General features: G+C 72.5%; 8 protein-coding genes. All 8 read left to right on the forward strand.

Going from position 1 to position 5916, the window contains the following annotated elements; translation table 11 throughout:
• Nucleotides 1–784 (forward strand): alanine racemase (alr, locus tag DQW85_RS29090; RefSeq protein WP_113703049.1); only part of this gene is annotated, 784 nt, incomplete at its 5' end.
• A 104-nt stretch (nucleotides 785–888) separates the two neighbouring features.
• Complete coding sequence (locus tag DQW85_RS29095) at nucleotides 889–1938, forward strand: alpha/beta fold hydrolase (RefSeq protein ID WP_113703050.1); 1050 nt, start codon at nucleotides 889–891, stop codon at nucleotides 1936–1938.
• A complete protein-coding gene (gene tsaE / locus DQW85_RS29100) occupies nucleotides 1938–2405 on the forward strand; it encodes a tRNA (adenosine(37)-N6)-threonylcarbamoyltransferase complex ATPase subunit type 1 TsaE (RefSeq protein ID WP_113703051.1) in 468 nt (155 codons plus the stop codon). Before DQW85_RS29095 ends, tsaE begins: the two co-directional genes overlap by 1 nt.
• Nucleotides 2406–2577: 172 nt before the next feature.
• Nucleotides 2578–3228 (forward strand): hypothetical protein, encoded by a 651-nt coding sequence (locus DQW85_RS29105; protein ID WP_162795464.1) that lies wholly within the window; start codon nucleotides 2578–2580, stop codon nucleotides 3226–3228.
• Nucleotides 3229–3230: 2 nt separating this feature from the next.
• Nucleotides 3231–3764: a class F sortase gene (locus DQW85_RS29110; RefSeq protein ID WP_113703053.1), complete on the forward strand. Its 534-nt coding sequence runs from the start codon at nucleotides 3231–3233 to the stop codon at nucleotides 3762–3764.
• 174 nt (nucleotides 3765–3938) lie between these two features.
• Complete coding sequence (tsaB, locus tag DQW85_RS29115; RefSeq protein WP_113703054.1) at nucleotides 3939–4583, forward strand: tRNA (adenosine(37)-N6)-threonylcarbamoyltransferase complex dimerization subunit type 1 TsaB; 645 nt, start codon at nucleotides 3939–3941, stop codon at nucleotides 4581–4583.
• An 11-nt stretch (nucleotides 4584–4594) separates the two neighbouring features.
• The gene (gene rimI / locus DQW85_RS29120; protein ID WP_113703055.1) at nucleotides 4595–5026 is read left to right on the forward strand and encodes a ribosomal protein S18-alanine N-acetyltransferase; all 432 of its coding nucleotides are present in this window, start codon (nucleotides 4595–4597) and stop codon (nucleotides 5024–5026) included.
• Nucleotides 5019–5916, forward strand: an 898-nt coding sequence (tsaD, locus tag DQW85_RS29125) for a tRNA (adenosine(37)-N6)-threonylcarbamoyltransferase complex transferase subunit TsaD (protein ID WP_113703056.1), incomplete at its 3' end; no start/stop codon positions are given. The genes rimI and tsaD, both read left to right, overlap by 8 nt.

Consider the following 5916-nt stretch of genomic DNA (forward strand, 5'->3'; position numbering starts at 1 on the left):
CGCCGCCCGGCGCACCGGGCGCCCCGCGCGCACGCACCTGGAGGCCGACACCGGCATGAGCCGGGGCGGTTCGCCGCTCGCCGCGTGGCCGGGGCTGCTGGCCAGGGCGATGGCGTTGCAGGCCGAGGGCGCGATCGAGATCGTCGGGCTCTGGTCCCACTTCGCCTGCTCCGACATCCCCGGCCACCCCTCGATCGAGGCGCAGCTCGACGCGTTCGAGGCGGCGCTGAGGCTGGCCGAGAAGGAGGGCGCCGCCGGATCGCACGTCATCAGGCACATGGCCAACTCCGCCGCGATCATGACGCTGCCGCGCGCCCACTACGACATGGTCAGGCCCGGCGCCGCGATGTACGGGATCAGCCCCGTCCCCGAGCTCGGCGACTTCGGCCTGCGCCAGGCCATGACGCTGGTCGCGCGGATCGCGCTGGCCAAGAGGGTCCCCGCGAGCTCCGGCGTGTCCTACGGACACCTCTACGTCACCGACCGCGAGACCACGCTCGGCCTCATCCCCCTCGGCTACGCTGACGGCATCTTCCGGCACGCAACGGGGCGGGTGGAGGTGCTGGCCGGTGGGCGGCGCAGGCTGGCGGCCGGGCGCGTGTGCATGGACCAGTTCATGATCGACATGGGTGACGACCCGCTGGCGGCGGGTGACGAGGTCGTGCTGTTCGGTCCCGGTGGGGAGGGCGAGCCGACCGCTCAGGAGTGGGCGGATAACCTCGGCACCATCGTGCATGAGATCGTGACCAGGATCGGTTCGCGGGTTCCGCGCGTTCACGTGTAGAGGACCTCCGGGCACCCCCCGGGAGCGGTCGCGACCGTCGGCACGGCGCGACCGCGACCGTCAGGGGGAGCGGCCGGGTCCATGAGCGGAGAAGGGTCGGGGACATGACGACGACAACACGGCGTAGGTTCGGCATCGCCGGCGCCCTCGTCGGCGCCGCGTCGGCGGGCGTCGCGGGGGCGGCGCTGGCCAAGCGCTACGCGGTGGGCCGCATCAGGTTGCGCCCCGACGCCGACGCCGACGAGCCGTTCGGCGAGCTTCGGGGCAGGGAGCGCAGGTTCATCGCCTCCGACGGCGTTGACCTGCACGTCGAGCTCGACGGCCCCGACGACGCGCCGCTGACGATCGTGTTCTGCCACGGCTACTGCCTCAGCCTCGAGTCGTGGCACTACCAGCGCAAGGACCTGCGTGACACCCACCGCGTGGTGCTCTGGGACCAGCGCTCCCACGGCCGCTCCCAGCGCGCCACCGCCGAGGACTGCACGATCGACCGGCTGGGCGCCGACCTGGCCGAGGTGATCGAGCACTTCGTGCCGGGGCCGTGCGTCCTGGTCGGCCACTCCATGGGCGGCATGACGATCATGGCGCTCGCCGACCGCCGTCCCGAGCTGTTCGGCGACCGGATCAGGGGCGTGGCGCTCATCGGCACGTCGGCCGGCAAGCTGGGCCAGATCACGCTCGGCCTGCCGGCCCTGGTGTCGAAGGTGGTGCACAAGGTCGCCCCGTCAACGGTCTCCATGCTCGGGCGCAGGGGATCGCTGGTCGACCGCACCCGCCGCGCGGGCAGCGACATCGCCTTCCTCATCACCCGCTACGCGGGCTTCGGCGACTCCAGGAACGTCAGTCCGACGCTCGTCGACTTCGCCGAGTCGATGATCAGGGCGACGCCGACCGAGGTGGTCGCCGACTTCTACCCCGCGCTGATGAACCACGACAAGCTGTCGGCGCTGCACGTCCTCGACCCCGTGCCGACCGCGATCATGGTGGGCGACAGGGACTGGCTGACGCCGCCCGACCACAGCAGGGCGATCGCCGCCGCGCTGCCCAAGGCGCAGCTCACCGAGGTGCCCGACACGTCCCATCTGCTCCAACTGGAGCGTCCCGGCGTGGTCAACGACGCGCTTCGCGACCTGATCAAGCGAGTGGAGCTGTAGTGGGGGCCGACGCGGAGCGGCTGGCGACGACGGACGAGACGAGGGCCTACGGGGCCCGCCTGGCGGCCCGGCTGCGCGCCGGCGATCTCGTCGTCCTGTCGGGCGCGCTCGGAGCCGGGAAGACGACCCTCGTGCAGGGCATCGCCGAGGGCCTCAAGGTGCGCGGCCCGATCACCTCGCCCACGTTCGTGATCGCCAGGGTGCACCCGTCGCTGCGCCAGGGCCCGCCGCTGGTCCACGTCGACGCCTACCGCATCGGCGGCGACCTGGAGGTGGACGACCTCGACCTCGACGCGTCCCTGGAGGAGTCGGTCACGGTCGTCGAGTGGGGCGAGGGCCTGGTCGAGGGCCTCTCCGACGAGCGGCTGGAGATCCACATCGACCGCGAGACCGGTGACGACGCCCGCCTGGTCACCGTACATGGCGTGGGGGCGCGCTGGTCCGACACGCCGCCTGATCGCGGGTAAGGGTAAAGTCCCCGCCCTCGCCGGGCAAAGCTGTCACCCTTGACGTATCTCGCCAATGACGGAAATCATGATCGTTGGCTGTGGATTCCCCCAGATTTTCTGGGTATCAGGAGGGGCAGCATCCCCAAACTTGGTGGATGCTTGGTGCAAGACGGCGAAGTGGGGTGCGCTGGTGCTCAGGGTCAGACGCGTCGCGTGCGCGGGAGCCATCCTCATGATCGGCGCCCTGGGCTGCTCGGCCCAGGCGGATTCCGAACCCACACCGACACCCACGACCACCACCACCCCCACCACGACGGCGTCGCCCACCGCGACGGTCACCAGGGCCCGCATCAACGTCCAGCTCAACCCCGACAAGGTCACCGCCGGCGAGACGTCGCGCGTGTGGATCCTGGCCAACTGCCCGGTCCCCACGGGCGGCCCGGCCCACACCGGCACCGCCACCTCCAGGGCGTTCGTCAGCGGCGTCACGCTCAACCCCGCGCCGCCCTCCTCGGCCTCCCCCAACTCCACCGGCGCGCCGGCCACGCCCTGGGTGCGCGGCGAGGCGCAGGTGTCCGGCACAGTCGCGCGCGGCACCTACCGCGTGGACGTCAAGTGCGACGGCACCAACGACACCGGCCGGGCCACCCTGCGCGTCAGCAGGCCGGAGCCGCTGCCCAGCCACGTGCCCACCAAGGCTCCGCGGGCGGGCGGCGGCGGCACGTTCGGTCAGGCCGCGGATGACGATTCGTCGCTGCCGCTCGGCCCCGCCGGGGTGGTGCTCGGCGTGGCCCTCGTCGCCGGCGTCGGGATCGCGCTCAGGCGCCGCAGCCGGGCCTAGCGATGGCCCGTGCGGGACGGGTGGTGCTCGCGGGGGCCGCCACGGGGTTGCTGCTCGTGATGTTCGGCCGCACCCAGATGGGCGCCGGCCCCCTCCAGAAGGTCGTGCCCGAGAGCATCGACATCCCGTCGATCGACCTCGAGGCACCGCTGATGAAGCTCGGCCTCTCCAAGGACGGCGAGGTCGAGTTGCCCCCGTACGAGAAGCCCAAGGTGGCCGGCTGGTTCACCGGCAGCGCGGTGCCCGGCGACAAGGGCGCCTCGGTGATCGTGGGCCACGTCGACACCAAGACCGCGCCCGCCGTCTTCTACAAGCTGAGGCAGGTCCGCAAAGGAGAGATCGTCAAGGTCGGGCGGAGCGACGGCAAGGTCGCCAGGTACAAGGTCGTCTCGGTCGAGCAGGTGCACAAGGACCGCTTCCCGCTGCGGCGCGTGTACGTGGACGACGGGCTCAAGCTGGTCACCTGCGGCGGAACGTTCGACCGCGCCAAGGGCGAGTATCTCGACAACGTCATCGTCTACGCCTCCCGCGTCTGACGACCGCCCGCCGTTCCGCCGCCCTCCACGACGGCGGGATGCGTGGTCACGCTACCTCAGGGGACGGCACGCCACCCGGGCGGTCTAGGACGTGGCCACTCGCCCCCCTGGTACTGACCCGGCCTCGCCGCACTGGGCCGGGCCTGACGTGCGTGGCGGGTAGGCTAATCAGTCGTGCTGGTCCTCGCCTTTGATACCGCGACTCCCGCCGTGACCGCCGCCCTCCACGACGGCGGGCGGGTGCTCGCCGAGTCGACGACGATCGACGCCCGGCGCCACGGTGAGCTGCTCGCCCCCACCATCGAGACCGTGCTGCGAGAGGCGGGCGCCTCGCTGCGCGATCTCACGGCCGTCGTCGCGGGCAGCGGCCCCGGCCCCTACACGGGGTTGCGCGTGGGGCTGATGACCGCGCAGGCGCTCGCCACCACGCTGGGCGTTCCGGCGTACGGCATCTGCACGCTCGACGCCGTCGCCTACGGCAGCGGGCTGACCGAGCCCTTCATCGCCGCCACGGACGCGCGGCGCAAGGAGGTGTTCTGGGCCCCGTACGCCGACCTGCGCACCAGGATCGACGGGCCGTTCGTCGACCGGCCCGCCGACGTCCCGGTGGAGGGGCGTCCCGTGGTGGGGGCCGGGGCCGCGCTCTATCCCGCCGATCTCGGGGAGTCCACCGCTCCGCCCTATCCGTACGCGGGTTCGCTGGCCGCCCTGGCGGTCGAGCGCCTGGCCGCGGGCACGCCGCTCGACCTGCCCCGCCCGATCTACCTGCGGCGGCCCGACGCCGTGGCGCCAGGCGCGCCCAAGCGGGTGACGGCGTGAGACTCCGGCAGATGACCGAGGCCGACCTGCCGGTGGTCATGGCGATCGAGCGGTCCATGTTCCCGCTCGACGCGTGGAGCGAGGGCATGATGCGCGGCGAGCTGGCCGAGCAGCCGCGCACCAGGCACTACGTGGTGGCGATCCTCGGCGGCGTCGTCGTCGGCTACGCCGGCCTCGCCGCCGCGGCCGACCAGGCGGACGTGCAGACCATCGCCGTACTGGAGGCCCACCAGGGCACCGGCATCGGCGGCGCGCTGCTCTCCGAGCTGCTGCGGGAGGCCCGCAGCAGGGGGGCGCGCGAGGTCTTCCTGGAGGTCCGCTCCGACAACCCGCAGGCGCGCGCCGTGTACGAGCATTTCGGGTTCGAGGAGATCGGCATCCGCCGCCGCTACTACGACGACGGCACCGACGCGATCATGATGAGGAAGAAGCTGGATGGCTGACGCACCTCTGGTCCTGGGCATCGAGACCTCCTGCGACGAGACCGGGGTCGGCATCGTCCGGGGACACACGCTGCTGGCCAACACGATCGCCTCCAGCATGGACGAGCACGCCCGCTTCGGCGGCGTGGTGCCCGAGGTGGCCTCGCGGGCCCACCTGGAGGCGATGACGCCGACCGTGGAGGCGGCGCTGGCGCAGGCGGGCCTGAAGTTCTCCGACGTGGACGCCGTCGCCGTGACGGCCGGTCCCGGCCTGGCCGGGGCGCTGCTGGTGGGCGTCGCCGCCGCCAAGGCCTACGCGCTCGGCCTCGGCGTGCCGCTCTACGGCGTCAACCACCTCGCCGCCCACGTGGCCGTCGACCAGCTCGAACACGGGCCGCTGCCCAAACCCTGCATCGCCCTGCTCGTGTCGGGCGGCCACTCCTCGCTGCTGCTCGTGCCCGACGTCGCCCAGGACGTGATCTCGCTCGGCGCCACGGTCGACGACGCGGCCGGGGAGGCGTTCGACAAGGTGGCCCGGGTGCTCGGCCTGCCCTTCCCCGGCGGCCCCCACATCGACCGGGCCGCGACCTCCGGCTCCGGCACGGCGATCTCCTTCCCGCGAGGCAAGATCGACGACGGCACGCTCGACTTCTCCTTCTCCGGACTCAAGACGGCGGTGGCCCGCTGGGTGGAGGCGCGGCAGGCGGCCGGCGAGATCATCCACGTTCCCGACGTGGCGGCCTCGTTCCAGGAGGCCGTGGTCGACGTGCTGACCCGCAAGGCGCTGCAGGCGTGCAAGAAGTACGACGTGCACGATCTGCTGATCGGCGGCGGCGTGGCGGCCAACTCGCGGCTGCGCGCGCTCGCCCAGGAGCGGTGCGACGCGGCCGGCGTGCGGCTGCGCGTGCCCC

It is taken from the genome of Nonomuraea lactucae, from assembly GCF_003313395.1.
Taxonomy (GTDB): domain Bacteria; phylum Actinomycetota; class Actinomycetes; order Streptosporangiales; family Streptosporangiaceae; genus Nonomuraea; species Nonomuraea lactucae.